12 protein-coding genes are annotated in these 16,759 nt (G+C 50.6%); 7 read left to right on the forward strand and 5 right to left on the reverse strand.

Annotated features, from left to right (window positions below; translation table 11 throughout):
* Positions 1 to 4 precede the first annotated feature (4 nt).
* The 3 genes from AWQ21_RS06790 (at position 5) to gyrB (ending at position 4,173) form a co-directional block, all read left to right on the forward strand.
* Entirely contained in the window at positions 5 to 1,345 is a 1,341-nt protein-coding gene (locus AWQ21_RS06790) for a DUF4335 domain-containing protein (RefSeq protein ID WP_065713882.1), read from the forward strand.
* Between the two features lie 23 nt (positions 1,346 to 1,368).
* Positions 1,369 to 1,962: a hypothetical protein gene (locus AWQ21_RS06795; RefSeq protein WP_065713883.1), complete on the forward strand. Its 594-nt coding sequence runs from the start codon at positions 1,369 to 1,371 to the stop codon at positions 1,960 to 1,962.
* 288 nt (positions 1,963 to 2,250) lie between these two features.
* Entirely contained in the window at positions 2,251 to 4,173 is a 1,923-nt protein-coding gene (gene gyrB / locus AWQ21_RS06800; protein WP_065713884.1) for a DNA topoisomerase (ATP-hydrolyzing) subunit B, read from the forward strand.
* 93 nt (positions 4,174 to 4,266) lie between these two features.
* On the opposite strand, the gene AWQ21_RS06805 is transcribed toward gyrB, so the two are convergent.
* Positions 4,267 to 4,731 carry a helix-turn-helix domain-containing protein gene (locus AWQ21_RS06805; protein WP_071932272.1) on the reverse strand — a complete coding sequence of 155 codons (465 nt, stop codon included), beginning with the start codon at positions 4,729 to 4,731 and terminating at the stop codon, positions 4,267 to 4,269.
* A 76-nt stretch (positions 4,732 to 4,807) separates the two neighbouring features.
* Here AWQ21_RS06805 and AWQ21_RS06810 point away from each other — a divergent pair, with 76 nt between their 5' ends.
* Complete coding sequence (locus AWQ21_RS06810; protein ID WP_065713886.1) at positions 4,808 to 5,689, forward strand: tyrosine-type recombinase/integrase; 882 nt, start codon at positions 4,808 to 4,810, stop codon at positions 5,687 to 5,689.
* A 152-nt stretch (positions 5,690 to 5,841) separates the two neighbouring features.
* The gene (locus tag AWQ21_RS06815; protein ID WP_065713887.1) at positions 5,842 to 8,871 is read left to right on the forward strand and encodes a Tn3 family transposase; all 3,030 of its coding nucleotides are present in this window, start codon (positions 5,842 to 5,844) and stop codon (positions 8,869 to 8,871) included.
* Positions 8,872 to 9,127: 256 nt separating this feature from the next.
* Here AWQ21_RS06815 and sat read toward each other — a convergent pair whose 3' ends face one another.
* From sat to AWQ21_RS06830, 3 genes are all read right to left on the reverse strand, one after another.
* Positions 9,128 to 10,294, reverse strand: coding sequence for a sulfate adenylyltransferase (gene sat, locus AWQ21_RS06820; protein ID WP_065713888.1), 1,167 nt, complete (start codon positions 10,292 to 10,294; stop codon positions 9,128 to 9,130).
* An 83-nt stretch (positions 10,295 to 10,377) separates the two neighbouring features.
* Positions 10,378 to 12,312: a DNA primase gene (dnaG, locus tag AWQ21_RS06825; protein WP_065713889.1), complete on the reverse strand. Its 1,935-nt coding sequence runs from the start codon at positions 12,310 to 12,312 to the stop codon at positions 10,378 to 10,380.
* A 513-nt stretch (positions 12,313 to 12,825) separates the two neighbouring features.
* Positions 12,826 to 13,770, reverse strand: a complete 945-nt coding sequence (locus AWQ21_RS06830) for a permease (protein ID WP_198159695.1) — start codon at positions 13,768 to 13,770, stop codon at positions 12,826 to 12,828.
* Positions 13,771 to 13,974: 204 nt separating this feature from the next.
* On the opposite strand from AWQ21_RS06830, the gene AWQ21_RS06835 reads away from it, so the two are divergent.
* Positions 13,975 to 14,091 (forward strand): photosystem II protein Y, encoded by a 117-nt coding sequence (locus AWQ21_RS06835; RefSeq protein ID WP_012306966.1) that lies wholly within the window; start codon positions 13,975 to 13,977, stop codon positions 14,089 to 14,091.
* A 97-nt stretch (positions 14,092 to 14,188) separates the two neighbouring features.
* Positions 14,189 to 15,073 carry an indole-3-glycerol phosphate synthase TrpC gene (gene trpC, locus AWQ21_RS06840; protein WP_065715253.1) on the forward strand — a complete coding sequence of 295 codons (885 nt, stop codon included), beginning with the start codon at positions 14,189 to 14,191 and terminating at the stop codon, positions 15,071 to 15,073.
* A gap of 6 nt (positions 15,074 to 15,079) precedes the next feature.
* On the opposite strand, the gene AWQ21_RS06845 is transcribed toward trpC, so the two are convergent.
* The gene (locus AWQ21_RS06845; RefSeq protein WP_065713891.1) at positions 15,080 to 16,684 is read right to left on the reverse strand and encodes a radical SAM protein; all 1,605 of its coding nucleotides are present in this window, start codon (positions 16,682 to 16,684) and stop codon (positions 15,080 to 15,082) included.
* Positions 16,685 to 16,759: the final 75 nt, after the last annotated feature.

Raw genomic sequence — 16,759 nt, forward strand, 5'->3', positions numbered from 1 at the left:
TACCATGAATATTCATCGCCAATACAACCTCCCCAACTGCACCCTCACCCTCGAAGGATTCGACGATGGTAGTGGCAAACTCCTCGACACCCTGAGCATTCTTTCCAATGTAGAATGCCGTTTTACCACCTCCCAGAAAGTACTCAGCGGCGGGAAAATTTTCTTTGATCACCTCGTCCAAGCTGTGAGTGAATATGCCCAGGGCATTTTAAGCGGTCTCCAACGTCCCCCCGAAGTCCTCGATGCAAAGGGCCAGGTTCGCTTGGAAACAGCAACGGCAACCTATACCCACCATCTCCATTGGCAACAACCCGATGGCAGCGCCGCCGAAACCCTCGAATTAACGACGGCGGAGTTATTTGATTTGACGGAAGCCATTGATCAATTCCTGGCCGATAGTTTGACTCTACCGGATTTTGTTTTACCCCTCACGCCCCTGAGTCGCCGCCATTGCGTACCGGAGGAATCCTTTGCAGATCGGGCGGTGCCGCCCCTGGTTGGCGTCAGTGGGTTAGCCCTAACAGCTTTTGCTTTATTCTTCGTACCAGCGCCAGAAAAAACACGTACTGACAGTGAACAGATCGGTTCTGGGCAGGAGACAGAACAGCTCGCCAGCGAAGCTTTGCCGGATACGGCCCTCTGGACGGAAGCCGAGTTTGATCAACTGGGTGAAACCTTGCCCACCATTGCCACAGATCGCGATCTGCAGTTAATGCAGGCTTATCTCTATGGCACCCTGGACTCGGCTTGGACGGAGCGAAATACGACAGATAATGCCTCTTATCGCTTGGCCCTCGGCACTGATGGTCGTCTTTTGGGGGTGCAACCTTTAGATGGCGCTGAGATGACGACGGGGATAACGGCTTTAAATGAGTTGGGTTATACCCCAGAAGTGGCGGCGATCACCAACGAGCAGGCCATGGCCCAATTTCGGGTGAATTTTACGGGGAATGTCTTGGAAGTAAGCCCCTGGGACGGTTTTCAAAGTTCTAGCGAATTGGATTTTGACTCCCGCGAAGTGGAAGGGGATGCCCTCCGCCAATTGATCCAACAGGTCAAGGACAACATCGCCACCGAATTTGATCGAGAAAATACCACCATTCCCCAAACCCTGGCCTATACCCTAGGAGTCACCAATGATGGGGCGATCGCCCTCGTGGTCGCCGACAACAACGCCGCGAAAACAGCCCTTGATCAAACGCCCCTCCCCGCCCTAGTGGAACCAGCGGCGGCGGGCATTGTCCCTGGCGAAACAATCTTGCCCACTGAACCGCTGACCCAGGTTAATGTGGTCTTTCAAACCAATGGCGTGATCGAAGTGAGTCCCTGGGCAGGTTATCGTTAAAAGAAAGCGACCACCGCAAAGCCATGGTCTACAGTACCCAAGATTTAATTGAAATCCTCAACCAAGAGTTAAAGGCAACCCTCCGGGGCGATCGCCTTTTGCTCTCACCAGATGCGCGGGTAGGAGTGCCGATCGTGACCATGGCCCTCGATCAAGACCAACTGGGAAAAGTGTTTGCCTGCCAGGACTTTACCCAACAGATTCATCAATACCAACGGGAAAATAATGTTTCCGGCATCGTCTGGCGGGAAATCACTGTGGGCGATCGCCAGCTGCACCTGCCGGAAATTCACCAACAACTGATTGCCATTGACAGCGATAAAGCGATTCTCCGGGCGGCAAAACCCAATGTTCTCGACTTTTGGCACCACATCACCGCTGGCTTAAACCTCTGGCAGTTAGTCGATCATCAACTTTCTCCCCTGACTTTTGCGGAGTTAGAGCGGGCGAGTCAACTCGCAGAATGGGCTGAATTAGACGTGGGTCATGGTGAATTTTACCTCGCCCTCTGCTGGGGTAACCCAAAGGAATGTCATTACCGCTGGGCTGCCCCCCAATCCGGCTGCGATCGCCTCATTGCCGCCGCCGAACAACCCCAGCATCTCAATATTTTCTAACCCCCCAAACATTTTTTCTGATCCCCCGCCCCTGCGCTAAAATTGTGAAATAGACGTACTAATTTTTCTCCGCTCCATTGAGTCTTTTTATGGCGATCGCCCCGAGTTCATTTTTTGCTTAGTTTGCATATATATTTTTTTGCTGCAAAACCGCCGCTCCACCCCCTTGGTAAATCCTGCCGCAGATTTAGCCTGCTCCCCCCAGAAGCCTTTTATGGTATAATTTTTGCCTGATTTAACCCAAAAACAGGCTACAGAGTTTTTACGCCCAAAATTCGGAGTTCGTCCATGACCAGTAATTACAGTGCCCAGCAGATCCAGGTTCTCGAAGGATTAGAACCTGTCCGCAAACGTCCCGGAATGTACATCGGCACCACTGGTCCCCGTGGCTTACATCACCTCGTTTATGAAGTTGTTGATAACTCCGTCGATGAAGCCCTGGCCGGCTACTGCACAGAAATTAGCGTTGAGATTAATGCCGATGGCTCCGTCACCGTCACTGACAACGGACGTGGTATTCCTGTTGATGTGCACCCCAGTACCGGGAAATCAGCCCTCGAAACCGTGATGACCGTCCTCCACGCAGGGGGCAAATTTGGCGCGGGCGGCTATAAAGTCTCCGGTGGTCTGCACGGGGTAGGGGTTTCCGTGGTCAATGCCCTATCAGAATGGGTCGAAGTGACCGTTTGGCGCAACGAAACCACCTACAAACAACGGTACGAACGAGGTGTCCCCCAAGGCGAACTCACCGAAGCCCCGGCCCCACAGCATTTATCGGGAACGTCCGTTTGCTTTTTGCCCGATGCGAAAATTTTTACCGAAACCACCGTTTTTGATTACAATACCCTCGCTGGACGCCTACGGGAGCTCGCATACTTAAATGCTGGTGTCAAAATCGTCTTTACGGATCACCGCTCAGAAAAGCAAGCCAGTAATACCTATTTTTATGAAGGGGGCATCAAAGAATATGTCGCCTACATGAACCGCGAAAAATCGCCCCTCCACGAAGAAATTATCTATGTCACCGGGGAAAAGAACGGTGTTCAACTAGAAGTGGCCTTGCAATGGTGTACTGATGCCTATAGCGACAACCTATTGGGCTTTGCGAATAACATTCGCACCATTGACGGGGGGACACACCTTGAAGGGTTAAAAAGCGTACTCACCCGAACCATGAATACCGTGGCGCGGAAACGCAATAAGCTCAAGGATAATGATTCGAATCTAGCCGGGGAAAATATTCGCGAAGGCCTAACTGCTGTGATTTCGGTGAAGGTGCCCGATCCAGAATTTGAAGGGCAAACGAAAACAAAGCTCGGCAACTCAGAAGTGCGGGGGATTGTTGATTCCTTTGTGGGTGAGGTGCTGACGGAATATTTTGAATTTAATTTAAATGTCGTTGATTCAATTTTAGAAAAGGCAATCCAAGCCTTTAAGGCGGCAGAAGCGGCACGGCGGGCGCGGGAATTGGTGCGCCGTAAATCTGTTTTAGAATCTTCGTTGCTCCCCGGTAAATTGGCGGATTGTAGTGAACGGGATCCGGCTAAGACTGAGATTTACTTGGTAGAGGGGGATTCTGCGGGTGGTAGTGCCAAACAGGGCCGCGATCGCGCCTTCCAAGCGATTTTGCCGCTGCGGGGGAAAATCCTCAATATTGAGAAAACCGACGACGCCAAGATTTATAAAAATAACGAAATTCAGTCTTTGATTACAGCACTGGGGATGGGGATTAAAGGGGAAGAATTTAACCCCGAAAAACTCCGTTACCATCGGGTGGTGATTATGACCGACGCGGATGTGGATGGGGCGCACATTCGGACGTTGTTACTGACCTTCTTCTATCGCTACCAGCGGGAACTGGTAGACCAAGGCTATATTTACATCGCTTGCCCGCCCCTCTACAAATTGGAACGGGGGAAAAATCATGTGTATTGCTACAGCGATCGCGAACTGCAAGATCAAATCCGTCAGCTCCCCGACAACGCGAAATATAATATCCAACGCTTTAAGGGTCTAGGGGAAATGATGCCCCAGCAGCTTTGGGATACCACCATGAACCCAGAAAGTCGTACCCTCAAACGGGTTGAGATCGAAGATGCTGCCGAAGCGGATCGAATCTTTACGGTGCTCATGGGCGATCGCGTCGCGCCCCGTCGAGAATTTATTGAGATGAATGCCCCCAAACTGAATATGGATGATCTCGATATTTAACAGCAGCTTTAAGTACAAAAGGGGTCATGCCGAGATACGTGTAAAAAAGTGCAAGTAGATTCTAGAAACCTTGCTATGAGTAGGTTTCAGGCACTAATCGACAATTTCCTTATAAGGCGTTCCACAAAGGGGGCAAAAACGATGTCTGAGAGAGGAGATTGGTTCTTGGCAACTGTGACAACGGGAACGAAGAGGAGAGCCACACTCGAAGCAGAAATGAGCCCGTTGATGCATCCATAGAGGTTCAGGTGGTGTCCCTGGAGTCCAGCATTGGGGACAAAAGCGGAAAGTAGTAGCATCGCTGATAGCGCCCCCCCGCTGGAGGGAGTCCAAATGCTCAACTGGAATTTGAAGAGCATAGGCAAGACCGTTGAGTGTCTTGTCATGGAGCGTGTTGGTTTGGCCACGTTCAATCTTGCCAAGGCTTTGAACATGTATCCGAGCCTTACTCGCCACGTCCTGTTGGGAAAGACCGAGTAAACGGCGTATCCGCAAAAGATAATGAGCGATGGACTCATCGGAGAGAGGTATTTTTTCAGAATCAGAAGTAGATGTCAAAATATAGAAAAGAGTATGGATTAGAAATATTCTATTCGACTACTTTTTAAATGACCTAGGCCGAGAAAATAAGAGTATGTCTGTCTCCCTTGCAAAAGTAGCAACCGAGTTTTTAGATCGCCCAGGTCTAGCCCCAAGTACCGTGCGTTCCTACGAATCAACATTACTACCCGTGCTGAAACAATATGGTCGATGGCCGATAGAGCTATTAGATCGCGAAAGTATTGGTGAGTACCTGAATGACCGAAAAAACCTGAGCTACACCACCCATCATAGACATCAAGCGATTTTACAGGCACTATTCAATTTTGCAGTGGAGCAAGGTTATATCCGTGTCAATCCATTGGCGGGTTTGCGCCGCCGTAAGCCCAATCCTGAAAAAGGAGAACATCAATCAGATCAGACGATTCATTACTTGACGACAGAACAGCTGACAGTGCTCTACCAACAGCTCAGGTCTGACAATCGTTTGTATACTTTGGTCAAACTCCTGCATTGTAGTGGGGCAAGAATTTCCGAAGTACTCGCTTTAGATGAGAGTGATATGGATTGGGGAAGTCAGAAGTTCCAGGTGCTTGGCAAAGGCAACAAACAGCGATGGTGTTTTTACAATGATGAAGCCGCTCAACTCCTAGAGAAATATCGCAAGTACTATCGTTTTTCAGGTCACTCTGCTCTATTTACAGCGAAACAGCCAATGAGCGGTCATGTCACCAGGCTAAGCTATTCGACGGCCTACCACCGCTGGCGAACATTAACGAATCAAAATCCTCTATTGAGGGGGCTCCGGCTACATGACCTACGACATACCTTTGCCACTGAACGGGTTGGCTTAATGGGGATTGAAGAGTTAAGAGCACTGATGGGCCATGAAAAAATTGAGACCACCCTACGCTATCAAAAAGTTACATCTGAGCGCGCTAAATATATAGCAAAAAAAGCATTTCAAAAACTATAGATTATTAAATATATGGCGACTACTTAGTACTACAGGTTATTCAAGATTTTTATCACTTTGGACCAATTAAGCCATTTGGTTGTGAGTATGGGCTATACTCTGCGGCTGCAAATAATGACATAAAGCGGGCCAAACAGCCCAGAAGCTTGACAATGACGGTTATTGAGCGAACGGCTTATCCCAAAATCTCCAGGACTCCCAGCACCAAGGAATTGGAGGAACGATACAGACCAACGGAGGAGGAGCTCGCTTGGGCTCGCCCCCATGTTCGCACCCAGGCAGGGCTATTGAGCTGGTTGGTAACCCTCAAAATATTCCAAGCAACGCACTATTTCCCTGCCCCCAAGGACGTCCCAAAAAGGGTCATCCGATATATTCGCAGCCATCTCAAACTCCCAGCATCCCTTTCCGGAATGCCAGCCAAGCGTTCCTGGCGGTTGTATCAAGAACAGATCCGGGGTCACCTAAATATTGTTTCTTATCGTCCCCAGGGGGAGCAATTAGCAATAACGGTAGTTGAAAAGCTTGCTCTCATTCGGGATGACCCAGCAGATTTAATCAATGGAGCTTTGGAGGAGTTGAGTGAGCGAGGCTTTGAGCTGCCGGCTTTTAGTACCCTTGACCGTTTGGTGCGTCATGTCCGTGCGGCAACGAATCAGAAGCTTTGGGAGCAGCTCGCCGATAGCCTCAGCGCTGATGATTGTGCCTATTTGGATCGCTTGATTCATACTGAAGAGGCGACAGACGAAGCAATGGAAAATCAAGACCCTCAAGGGGATACTCCCGAGAAGTTGCCAGTCACCCTAAATCTTCTCAAAGCTTCACCCAAACGTCCTTCCCTTTCCCATCTATGGGAACTTCAAAACACCTTGGAGCGCCTCATGGGTTTCGGGGATGCTCAGGAAAAACTCAAGGATATTGCCCCGGCCAAGGCGAAGGCGTTCGCTGCCCAAGCCAGAGCCCTCGATGCCGGGGAATTCAAGGATATGCGACTGCCGAAACGGCGCTCCTTGTTGCTATGTCTACTCCACCGTGCTCAGGTTAAGACCCGCGACCATTTGGCTGATATGTTTGTGCAGCGTATGGGCAAAATTCATAACGCTGCCAAGCAGAGATTACTTGAGTTACGGGAACAACATCTCAGGCAAACGGAAATAATGTTGGGCATCTTTGCTGAAGTCTTGGCGGAATCAGCCGACAACGCTGAAGACGAAGCCCAATTAGGCAAAGCCGTGCAAGCTATATTAAATACCCATGGCGGCACCACCAATTTGCTGACCCAATGCAAGGAGCTCACAACTTACAACACCAATAATCATCTGCCCTTGGCCTGGCAGTTTTATTCACGGCACCGTAAAGCGATGTTTGATTTATTGCGTCTGTTAGAGCTCCGCCCAACTTCAGCAGAACAATCGCTGTTCACTGCCTTAGAATTTCTCCAAACCTATGAAGATAAGCGTGCCGCCTATCTTCCTGCTGAGTTAGAGCTGAACTTCATCAGCGAGAATTGGCGTAAATTGGTGGTTGTGGAACGGGACGAGGAAACCGTTTTAGTGCGACAGCAACTGGAGGTTTGTCTGTTCAGCTATCTGGCCACCGAGCTCAAAACCGGCGATATCTGTGTCATGGGGTCAGAATCCTATGCTGATTTCCGCGAACAGCTCCTCCCTTGGGAAGAATGCCAAAATTTGTTGGCGGAATACTCTCAAGAAACGGGTATCCCCAATACTGCTGAAGCCTTTGTCGAACAGCTCAAAAGTCAGCTCAGCCAGGTGGCAGCAGCGGTGGATACCATTTGCAAAGATGGTACCCAGGTGACGATCTCTAAAGAGGGGAAACCAGTGCTCAAGCGGCTGAAGGCGGCACCCAGCTCCCCATCAGCACTGCGGCTGGAGCATACCATCCATCAGCGTCTGCCAGAGCGCTCAGTTCTTGATATTCTCTGCAATGTGCAGCACTGGGTTAATTGGACGCGCCATTTTGGCCCCCTGTCCGGGTCAGAGCCTAAGCTAGATGAGCCAGTTGAACGCTATATTTTCACCACTTTTGGCTATGGGTGTAATCTTGGCCCCAATGAAACTGCTCGCCATACCCGAGGCTTGCTCTCGGCCCATCAGCTCTCCTACATTCATTCGCGACATATCAGTACTGAAAAAATTGAGGATGCCATTCGCGATATCATCCAAGCTTACTCCCAGTTGAAGTTGCCCAATTGTTGGGGCACTGGCAAACGAGCTGCGGCGGATGGCAGCAAGTTTGAGGTCTACGATAATAATCTGATGGCGGAGTATCATCTACGCTACAAAGGCTATGGGGGCATTGCCTATCACCATGTCTGTGACAATTACATTGCCCTGTTCACTCATTTCATCAGTTGTGGCGTCTGGGAAGCGGTCTATATCCTGGATGGCTTGCTCAAAAATACTTCGGCTCTTCAACCTGATACCCTCCATGCCGATACCCAAGGGCAATCGACTCCCGTCTTTGCCCTGGCCCATTTATTAGGCATTGAACTCATGCCCCGTATTCGCTCTTGGCAAGACTACAGCTTCTTTCGACCGGATAGTGAGGTGGTTTACGACTACATTGACCCATTGTTCACCGATGTTGCTCAATGGGGGCTAATCCAAACCCATTGGCAGGATCTCATGCGTGTTGTACTATCGATCCGTGCGGGCAAATTAATGCCTTCCACCATCCTGAGGAAGTTAGGTAGTTACAGCCGCAAAAACCGCCTGTATCAAGCTTTTAAGGCCCTTGGGCAAGTCATTCGCACTCTGTTTCTACTGCGCTATATCTCTGAGCGTCACCTCAGACGACAGATTAATGACTGTACTAACAAGGTGGAATCTTTTCACCGGTTTCTTGATTGGCTTTTCTTTGGCAAGGAAGGGGTCATTACAGAAAATGATGCTGATGCCCAGGAAAAACAACTCAAATATCTCGAATTAGTCTCTGCTGCTGTCATTCTGCATAATGCCGTTGATATCTCACAGGTCATTCGGGAGCTCTGTACCCAGGGTTATACCGTCACACCCGAAGATGTGGCCATTATGAGTCCTTATCTCACCAAGAATCTACGACGCTATGGTGACTTTGTGGCTGATCTCGGGCAAACTCCACCGGCACTTGAAGAGGCTTTTTCTCTTCCGTTTATTATTCCTGATGACTTTGCTCTGTAAGCATTTCAGCATCTAGGGAAACTTTTATCCGTATCTCGGCATAGCTTGATTCTTATCTGTGAAACATCGATTTTGTCCCCTCTATAGAACACCTCATCAAGAAATTGTCGATTAGTGCCTGAAACCTACTTGTAGCAAGGGTTATAAACTCTACTTGCACTTTTTTACACGTATCTCGGCATGACCCCCAAAAAAGCCTCCTAATCGCAACGAAAAGGAGGTTTTGTTTTTTCTTAAAAAATTAGCAATTCAGCAATTAATCGTGCATTGCTTTTGCGAGTTCAGCCGCGACGAGGGGGCGAGAGAATTGTGGCGGTGGTAATTCCCCACGACGGAGCATTTCCCGCACTTTGGTACCAGAGAGGTGAATCCGGTCTTCGGGGCCGCTAGGACTGGTTTTGGAGGTCGCCATCTGTTCTGTTTTCTTACAGAAGAAGGCGTGCTCAAATTTCATCGGCGTGATCCCAAGAGCCTGGGGGTCAAACTCTTCAAAGATCTTTTGGGCGTCATAGGTGCCATAGTAATCACCAACACCGGCATGATCACGACCCACGATGAAATGGGTACAACCATAGTTTTTCCGGATCAGAGCGTGGAAGATCGCCTCACGGGGGCCAGCATAGCGCATCGCCGAAGGATTAATCGCCAAAATCACGCGCTCTTGGGGGAAGTAATTCTCCAGCATGATTTCGTAGCAGCGCATCCGCACATCAGCGGGAATATCATCACTCTTGGTCGCGCCAACGAGGGGATGGAGGAATAAACCATCAACGGTTTCGAGGGCACATTTGATGATGTATTCGTGGGCGCGGTGGATCGGGTTCCGGGTTTGGAAGCCGACGACGGTTGTCCAGCCCCGCGCTTGGAAGGCCGCCCGGGAAGCGGCAGGATCAATTTGATATTTGGGGAAAAGGGGATGGTCATCCCGTTCGAGTAACCAGACGGGGCCAGCAAGGTTTACGGCTCCCTGTTCGTAGACGACTTTGACACCGGGATGCTTTTCTTCGTCGGTGCGGTAGACGTTGATCGCTTCGTGGGCTTTGTTGTAGTGGTATTTTTCGGTGAGTTCGAGGACACCGATAAAGCGACCATTAGCATCATCGAGGCGTACCCAATTGCCTTCTTTGAGGGGATCGGCAATTTCTTCAGACACGGAAAGGGTGACGGGCACAGACCAGGGCAGGCCGTTGCTGAGGTGCATTTCTTCGACCACGAGTTCGTAGTCTTTTTGCTCCATGAAGCCCTTGAGGGGACTGAAGCCACCGATGGCGATCATTTCTAAATCGGATTGGGCGCGGGCATCGAGGGTAATGCGGGGGAGGCGATCGCCCTGGGCGAGGAATTCTTGCTTCTCGGCGTCGGAGGCGATGCGGTTAATTAATTGGCCACCGTGGGGCGCAATTAGACCGGATGGGGTACTCATAAAATTTAGGATATAAAAGCATGGCTATCTGCAAGCTCTCATGGTATCAGTTTCTGTTCTTTCCATTGTGGGAATGGGGCGAGTTATGTTTCGTGGTGGAGAATCTCTAGGTGGGAAAATTGCCGTTCCTGGGCGATCGCCTTCAGTTTGCGGTCGGCCTGTTCAAATTCCCGTAGGTAATAGGCAAAATCCGGGTGTTGGGGATCAAGGCCCTGCCATTTTTCCTGGCAATAGCGGCGATGTTGAGTCCAATTGACGTGTTCAAGGGTGGCGATCGCCGCATGGATATTCAAGGTGGCCCGGCGCACATCGATTTCGGTGGTTTCAGTGAGGTAGAGCAGAGAGCCAAGACTGTGCATCCGTTCGGGGTGGTGGGTCAAAATATCGAGCATCCGGCCCAACAATTGATTATGGACATGGTTTTGCTTAATTTCTAAAGGGGTTTCAAGGATTTGTTGCCAAAGCCAACGGTGGTGGGACAGGCTAAACATCACTTCCTTTTCGGCAAGGCGTGCTTCGATGGGGTGACGCTGGGCCGGACTGTGGAGATAAATCCGCAGCAGCAATTCTTCGGCCTGGGCGAGGGCAATGGTTTGGGAGGAAATGGCGATCGCCTCTGGTTGCACGTCTGGGGTCGCCGCCGGGTTCCGGGCTTGGGCTTTGCGGAAACGGTTCACCTGGGTTAGGAGGGTTGCTTCCAATTGTTTTTTGTAGTGGGAATCTTCGTGGTTAATGAGTTCACTGGCCTTGGCGATGTAGTGGCTCCGAAAACTGGGATTATCAATTTTGGCAATCAGGCGAACGATTTGCTTGATCACCCCTTGGAATTGGTCGGCTTGGGTGACATCTTGGCCCAGCAAAATTTGATCCAGTTGCCAGTCGAGCCAGAGGGGAGCTGTTTCGAGGGCGGTTTGGTACTGTTCTGGGCCTTGGTCTGTTTGCAAAAACTCGTCCGCATCCTTCCCCCCAGGGAGATTGAGAATCCGTACCTGGGCCTGGCCGCTGTAAATGAGCGGTTCAATTTCGGTGAGGGTACGTTGGGTTGCCTTGATCCCCGCCTTGTCTGCATCAAAGTTGAAAATAATTTGCTTGGAGTCGGTGTAGCGCAGCAGTTGTTTAATTTGCCCCTGGGTAAAGGCAGTGCCAAGGGAAGCCACCGTATGGTCAAACCCGGCCCCATGGAGGGCGATCGCATCAAAATAACCTTCGACGACTACGGCAGCATCTCGTTTGGCGATCGCCCCCTTCGCTTTGTCGAGGGCAAAAAGCGTCCGGCCCTTGTCAAATAAAGGGGTTTCCGGGGAATTGAGATACTTCGGTTCTTCGTTGCTTAGGGTACGGCTACCAAAGGCGATCGCCCGGCCCTGGACATCGTAGATCGGGATCATCAGGCGATCGCGGAATTGATCATAATGGCCGTTCCCCGACTGGCGCGGTTTAATCAAGCCTGCTTTTTCGACCAATTCGATGGGGTAGCGTTTTTGTTCCACAAGGTAGTGGTAGAGCGTATCCCAGCCCCCTGGTGCATAGCCCAGACCGAAGTTTTGAATCGTTGCTTCCGTTAATTGCCGTTGCTCGCGGACATAATCTAGCGCCGTTTTTCCTTCCGGTTGCCGCAGGGAATATTGATAAAAATCATTGGCGATCGCCACAATTTCATAGAGCTGCTCCTTCAGAGAGAGTTCCCGCTGGATCTCTTGGTGCTGTTCCGGTTCGAGGGTTTTGACCGGGACTTGATACCGTTGGGCCAAGTCCAGCACCACCTGGGCAAAGGGAGACTTATTAATCTCCATCAAAAACTTGATCGCATTGCCCCCCGCCCCACAACCAAAACAGTGATAAAACTGCTTCGTCGGACTCACCGTAAAACTCGGTGTCTTCTCATCGTGGAACGGACAAAGCCCCAGTAAATCCTTGCCCCGCTTTTTGAGCACCACATAATCAGATACCACCTCAGTAATATCAACCTTGGCGCGAATTTCTTCGATGGTGTCAGGATGAATCGAGGGGTAGGCCATGGATTACGCCGCAAAAATCTCAAAAGAATGCACCCTTAAAGATAAAAGAAAATCTCCGGGTGCGCTGCTACAAACCATAAATTGATCTGCCCTCGGCTTTCTACCCACAAAAAAAGCCCACAAACTGTGAGCTTAGAGAATGTGCAGTTGATAAACGAATGTGTAACAGAGAGTTCATGACAAAAACAAGAATCCAGTCCGAATACTCAAGCTTGTTTTCCGAATCTATTTCAGAAAATCTTGGAGCTGCCAAAGAACTAGCCTTGATCAAACTCCCCTGTTCAGCACTCTGGAAAATAGCGAATGTTCGTGAGGATTATTGCTTTTGGATATGGATGGACAGACGTAGTTTGGAACAGCGTTTTCACCTCTTTTTTCTATTGTTTAGATTAAGCTGTTTAATCTGCCAGGAGAAGCGCTTCGCTTCTTGTCTCTAAAGATATCACCCAAATCGGGAGATCCGGGGGAACGTGATTTTTCTTTGGGCCACTAAAAGTAAGCACTTACAAAAGATTAAAAAACATAAAAATTCAGCCATAGATCCAGGGCCAGGAGGGTTAACCCCAAAAGCAGACTGAGATAAACATAGGCCCGCCAGCGGACGACATTGATTAAAAGAATCAGAGTGATGCCATTGAAGAAAGTTCCAGTCAGGAGAAAGCCAAGGGCAACACCAGGGCTACGACTCCCCAAAATCAGATCAGCGATCGCCGCCATTTGCGTCGGTTGAATAGCGTACAAGATCCCCGCGCCAAATAGACCCGTCATGCCGTGGCTGAGTAATGTTTCTAGGGGGAACAGAACTTGACCGCAGGCCATCATGCCACAGGCGATCAAAAGCCAGACCGACCATTCCAGCAGTTCTTGCATGAGGTTTTGGCTCGCCATGAGGGATCGAAACCGACGAGAAGTGGGCAGGATTGTCAGTTTACTCGGTGGCGAAAGGGTTTCTGGTTGGGCGTTGGGAATTCGGTGGGAACTGGGACGGGCGATCGCCGGATACAAAAAAGTTTCTAGATCCCCCTGTTGGTAACTGCGTTGCTGACGCGCCAACATAAAAATACTGGCAATCAAAAGCAAGATCCCCAGGCTCAGGCTGCCATAGAACAACAGGAGTCCTCCCCGCCCAGATAACTGCTGCCAAAATTTAGCCAGCACAAAGGGACTCAGGGAAACGGTGCTCAACCAAAAGGCGATCGCCACCACCGAGGACCCGGATTGCCACAGTAGCCGTCGCATAAGGGGCAGTCCTCCAGCCTGACCTAGGGGCAGGATAAGACCGAGGCCAAGGCCAGCCAGTAATTGCAACCAGGTGCTTTGGGGGAGGACTTTCTCCCACCAGGGACGGGGCGCAAAAATCAGGGCCACCGTCGAGAGACATCCCCCCACAAAAAGCCAGGGCCAAAGGATCAGCCATTGGGCGATCATCAGGGTAAACCACTGTTGCAAAGCGACCATTACCACACCTAAATTCCAGAAAAATTGCTCCATTTACCCTAACCGATCCCTGGTCTTTTGCTCGATTTTGAGCGGCGATCGCCCCGGCCCGACACCCCCCTGGGGATCTTCTTACAAGCCTTGGAAAAAGGAGCTTAATGGGTTATTAGTATAGAATTGAAAAACTTTGTTTATCATCATTTTTTAACTGAGAGGAATCAAACCATGGATTGGCGAGTTGTTGTTGTTTTAGCTCCTGTAATCATCGCTGGCTCTTGGGCAATCTTTAACATTGCTGCGGCTGCCCTGAACCAACTCCGCAACATGCAAACGAAGAAATAAGTCTTTATCTCTACTGCTTTTCGCGTAAATTACCCTTTGTTTTTGACAGGAGCAGCCCCTAGGGGTTGCTTTTTCATCCCCAGCAATTCCTATGACTGTGCAAATCCGTCGTCTCCACCCCAGCCGTCCCGTTAACGTCAGCATCTTGCAGTACCAAGTGGCGGTGCCCGATGCCAAACCCCAGCATATCCTGGAGGAAATTGTTTGGCATAAAGAAAAAGAAGTGGAACAGCTGCGCGATAAGGTTTCTCTCCTGGAGCTGCGCCAACGGGTGACGAAGGTGCCACCGGCAAAAGATTTTCTAGGGGCCTTAGTCCATGGGAAGACCCAACCTGCACTCATCGCCGAAGTGAAAAAAGCCTCTCCCAGTAAGGGGGTAATTCGGGAAGATTTTGACCCAGTGGCGATCGCCAAAAGTTATGCCGCCGGGGGAGCCAGTTGCCTCTCAGTCCTCACCGATAACAAGTTTTTCCAGGGGAGCTTCGAAAACCTGAGCCTCGTGCGCGATGCGGTGGATCTCCCCTTGCTCTGCAAAGAATTTATTATTTATCCTTATCAAATTTTTAAGGCCCGCAGCCACGGTGCTGACGCCGTTCTGCTGATTGCTGCGATCCTCAGTGACCAAGACCTTGCCTATTTCGTCAAAATTATCCGCAGCTTAGGGATGACGGCCCTGGTGGAAGTGCATACCCTCGCTGAACTGGATCGCGTCCTCGCCATCGAGGGGGTCAGCCTCGTGGGGATCAATAACCGTAACCTCGAAGATTTTTCTGTCGATTTGGAAACAACCACCATGTTGCTGGAAAGTCGTCGTGCTGAACTCCAGGCTAAGGGGGTCCGCGTTGTCAGTGAATCGGGCCTACATACCCCCCTTGATCTCCGGTTTGTCAGAGAGGCCGGAGCCAAGGCCGTTCTCATTGGGGAATCCCTCGTGAAACAGCCGGATCCTCAACAGGCGATCGCCGACTTGTTTCAGTTTTAGATCGGGTTAAACCTGGAGCGGCACCGCCGCCGTTTGGAAATGCTTCTCGATGGTGGCCTTGGGGATCGCAGTCTGTAGATGCTGCCAGGGGAGCACCTGGGTCGTCGGCCAATCCTGGTGGACATAAAATTCTAAGGGAGGAATTTGTCCTTTGAGGTCTTTAAAAGCCCGCTTGTAGCTACCGAGGGTATCGCCATAGTCACGGGTCAGTTCGAGTAATCGTGATAGGCGGCGATCGCCCCGGGAAAGCAACCCCTGAATCACTGACCAGTTATAGCTTTCTGGCCGGAATTCCATCCCCTGGGAACGGAGCTGTTTCTGGAGGAGTTGCAGCCGTTTCTTCGCCGCTGGGTTCACCCCAAACCACTGGAAAGGCGTGTGGGCCTTAGGCACAAAGGTGCTACAACCCAGGGTTAAGCGCAAGCCTGGGGCCGCTTTTTTGACGGCCTTCATCATCGCCACAGTTGCTTCTACATCGGCCATTTCTTCCCCAGGAATGCCCACCATCCCGTAGAATTTAATCCCCTTAAGGCCGCCTGCCTTCGCATTTACTGCCGCTGTAATAATTTCGTCATTGGTGAGCTTTTTATTCACAATTTCCCGGAGCCGTTCAGAACCACTTTCTACGGCAATGGTGATCGAACGGGTATCCCGGGCGGCGAGGGTCCGGGCCAATTTTTCCGTGACGGTGTTTGTCCGTACCGAGGCAATACTCAGGCGCACATCGGCATATTGGGGTTGAGAAAGATAGTCTAATAGTTGCTCAAATTCCGGGTGTTGGGTCACAGAAGCCCCGAGCAAACCGAGGCGATCCGTAACTTTAAGGCCCCGCTCAATGGCTGGGATCAATGACTGCTCTAAATTAGCCGTCCGAAAAGGCAAGGTGACATAGCTGGCGAGACAAAAGCGGCACATCTCCGGGCAACTGCGCACCACTTCTACCATGTAGATGTTTTCCCAGGCGGCTTGTTCTGTGACCACCGTCGAGGCCGAGAGGGTATTCCCCCGGTAGGTCTGTTTTTCGACGCTGGGAGGCACATCGGCATATTTGGGTTCAATGGTTTCAATGGCCCCCGTTGGCTCCTGGTAGGTTACTTCGTACAGACTGGGCACATAGATCCCCGGCGTTTGGGCGAGGTGGCGTAATTTGGTTTGGCGATCGCCTTGGCGTACCCCTTGGTATTGATCGATAAATTCATCCAGGAGATTTTCCCCGTCCCCCAGGAGGATCACATCGAAAAAGTCCGCAAAGGGTTCTGGATTGGCACTCAACACCGACCCACCACCAAACACGAGGGGATGCTGCTCGCCACGCTCGGCTGCCCGTAACGGAATTTTTAGCTGCTCCAGAAGGCTAAAAAGATTTGTGTAATCCAGTTCCCAAGAAAAAGAAAAGCCCACAATTTCTGGCTGGGACGGCAGTTTTTCCTCTAAATCCGTAAACAGGCGACGCACATCCACATCGGGCCGCTGGCTAAATTTTGCCCACACCAGTTGATAGCCCAAGCTCGTAATCCCCACGGTGTAGGTATTGGGAAAGGCGAAAACCAGGGGGATTGCGTTGGCCGTTGGTGTTACCGGATCAAAGAGGAGGCATTCTTGGTCAAACAAAGTCGTCAGGGTCAGAAAAAGTTTTGTACCCTTGCCATTGTAAGGGAGTCCCTTCAGGGATTGGCGATCGCCACA

It is taken from the genome of Picosynechococcus sp. PCC 7003 (assembly GCF_001693255.1).
Taxonomy (GTDB): Bacteria; Cyanobacteriota; Cyanobacteriia; order Cyanobacteriales; family MRBY01; genus MRBY01.